General features: G+C 56.4%; 4 protein-coding genes. All 4 read left to right on the top strand.

Annotation, left to right across the window (positions count from 1 at the left end; translation table 11 throughout):
• Nucleotides 1–626, top strand: a 626-nt coding sequence (locus tag ACOSYY_RS12540) for a tetratricopeptide repeat protein (RefSeq protein ID WP_421662791.1), incomplete at its 5' end; no start/stop codon positions are given.
• Nucleotides 627–745: 119 nt separating this feature from the next.
• Nucleotides 746–1,348, top strand: coding sequence for an acyloxyacyl hydrolase (locus tag ACOSYY_RS12545; RefSeq protein ID WP_421662792.1), 603 nt, complete (start codon nt 746–748; stop codon nt 1,346–1,348).
• 13 nt (nt 1,349–1,361) lie between these two features.
• Nucleotides 1,362–2,114 (top strand): hypothetical protein, encoded by a 753-nt coding sequence (locus ACOSYY_RS12550; RefSeq protein WP_421662793.1) that lies wholly within the window; start codon nt 1,362–1,364, stop codon nt 2,112–2,114.
• Between the two features lie 90 nt (nt 2,115–2,204).
• Nucleotides 2,205–2,519: a tetratricopeptide repeat protein gene (locus tag ACOSYY_RS12555; RefSeq protein WP_421662794.1), complete on the top strand. Its 315-nt coding sequence runs from the start codon at nt 2,205–2,207 to the stop codon at nt 2,517–2,519.
• The last annotated feature ends 83 nt before the right edge of the window (nt 2,520–2,602 follow it).

Here is a 2,602-nt window from a genome sequence, read left to right on the forward strand (position 1 = left end):
GCGCACTCATGAACGAGTTTCCACGCGCGGAACAGTGCTATCGGGAGGTGCTCCAGATCCAGCGAACCGAGCGCAATCTCACCGCCGTGGCTCATACCCTCGTCAACCTCGGCAACCTGCATATCGCATCCGACTATCCGGAGAAAGCCCGCCCCTACTACCTCGAGGCCATGGATCTTCTGCGCCAGTTACAAGACAACCGCGGGCTCGGCATTCTCTACAACAACCTCGCACTGCAAGAAGCGCGTGGCGGCCAGTGGAATCAGGCTGTGGCTTCCTTTACACAAGCTCTGGATCATCACCGAACGGTCGGCAACGAAGAAGGGCTCGCCGTCACCTATAGCCAACTCGGCAAATGTTACCTCGATCAAGGAGACCTCACGAGAGCCGAACGCTGCTTGAACAACGCCTCGGAACACTACATCAAACTCGGGAACGAACCGGCTGAGGCTGCGGTGCTTCGTCTTCTCTCGCAGGTTTACGAGACTCGCCAGGATGTCGTCTCTGCTCTGCGATGCCTCGTGCGTGTGGTGACGCTCGACGAACGCTATGCCTTGCCGGAGCTTCAAGCCGACTCCGCCCGTCTTTCCAGTCTCGGTCCCTCCAGACAGTCCTTTTCGACCTAGTACTCCATCCGCTTCTGGACAGAATGCGATCCTCTGCTAACTTTGAAGCAGCACACCTGAACGCCTGTTGATCAAGTTTCACCTCACACAAACCGACAGGATACTGACGTGGAGACAGTATGACTTCGTTCACTCGGCGATTCAGTGCCCTGGTGGTCGGAACAATGATGACGGCGTCCTTCGTCCACGCCGAAAACGTCTCTCCCTCGATCACGGTCGGCACTCAGGAAGTCGGCCTCACCGCCGGCTATTTGTTCGGCCACCGGTTGACCGATCTACACACGACCAAACAACACGGACCGGCGTTGATGCCGTCATGGATGATGACCCTGACTGATCCCATCGGTGACAGTTGGTACCGTGGCCAGATTTCTCTTGGAGCGGAGATGGTCTATCTCCAGTTCCGAGAACCTTTGGTCACGCATGGCATCGGATTTACCCCTAGAATCAAATACACCTTCGTGGCCTTGGGCCGTATCCGCCCATACCTGGAATTCGCCGGCGGGCCATTCTGGACGGATCTTGGCGGACAGATTCCCGAAGAGGCCAATGAATTCAACTTCGTGTTGACGGGAGGGGTGGGCATATCGTGGTTTCTCACTCCGCAATTCGCCTTCAATGCCGGCTATCGTTTCCATCATATTTCCAACGCCGGCACAGCCTTCCCGAATCTGGGGCTGAATGCGAGCTTGCCTTTCGCAGGGTTTTCATTCTTTTTCTGAGGAGACGGCGATCATGACTATGAGCATATTGCGATGGTCGGTCCTGAGCTTAGCAGGGTTCGCGCTGTGCAGCCTAACGGGTTGCACCAGATGGATCGACGTCAAACCACCCTCAACCGACCCCAAAGAGATCATTACGCACTCGCTCCCCAATGATGAACGGGTCCCGCTGGTGACGAATTCGTTTCACCTCTCAAGAAACGGGGCATCGCAATATCCCTCTGCCGATTTAGAGCGACGGATCTTAAGCAGCGTCCAAGAAACCAGCTTGTTTTCGGCATTGCTGCCGCTGGGAGAAACGTCCGATTCACTTGGAGAGAAGGTCGTCTCCGCTCGCATCACCGTCGACGAAACCATCGAGCCCCATTCCTGGCTCTCGGCGTTCAAAGGCATCCTCATCGGAGGATCCATGTTTCTTCTCTCGCCCTTCATCGATCTGGAATATGGATACGCCGCGACGGTCGCCCTTGAGCTCGAGCGCTGGGACGGCCAGGTCACACGCTACGAAGCCCGTTCCTCCGGTTCGGCGCATTACAAATTGTTCGGCGCCACGCCGGTCATGATCGACGAGCTCAAGGGACATGTGACGGAAGCTTGTCTCACCGACCTGACGGGGCAACTTGTTCGCGACACCAAGCTCTATATGGCCAGCAGCGCACCGCTCCCGGACACCGGCATTCGCACGGTGACCGTGAAAGCCAAAAGACCCGCGGCCACACAGCCTACCCGTTCTCTTATTCCGGTTGCGACAGCCACGACACCTTAGGAACACGGAGTCCCTCCAACCAACATTCTCATCTGGCCGATCCTGCCGTTCCAGTGGTATAGTACCGATCGAGCACTGGAACCATGATCGATGGACATTGACACTTTTCGTCAGATGGTCGTCAAGAATCCCAAGGGATTCCTCGGCCGCTATGGACTCGGCAATAAGATTCTTCAGGAAAACGGCAGCCTCGAAGAAGCTGTCGAGCATCTTACTGTCGCCACACAATTGGACCCGACTCATGCAGCTTCACATCTGGCGTTGGGACGCGCCTTGATCCGGCTAGGCAGGAACGTCGACGCCAAGTCTATTCTTACGGCGGGTATCGAGGCGGTACTTTCCGGAAGATCCAACGGCGGCAAGGACTTGGTGCCTGAGATGCAGGAGCTGCTGCGCTCGCTATGATGCACGAACTTCTACCCTATAAAGGAGTCTCTCCGTGAACCTCGACGATGCCAGGAAACGAATTGAAGCAGCCGTCACGCAAT

It is taken from the genome of Nitrospira sp. BLG_2 (assembly GCF_049222245.1).

Coding starts and splice junctions, on each gene's coding strand:
- ACOSYY_RS12555 (WP_421662794.1), top strand. CDS start 2,205: ATGGACATTGACACTTTTCGTCAGATGGTCGTCAAGAATCCCAAGGGA.
- ACOSYY_RS12545 (WP_421662792.1), top strand. CDS start 746: ATGACTTCGTTCACTCGGCGATTCAGTGCCCTGGTGGTCGGAACAATG.
- ACOSYY_RS12550 (WP_421662793.1), top strand. CDS start 1,362: ATGACTATGAGCATATTGCGATGGTCGGTCCTGAGCTTAGCAGGGTTC.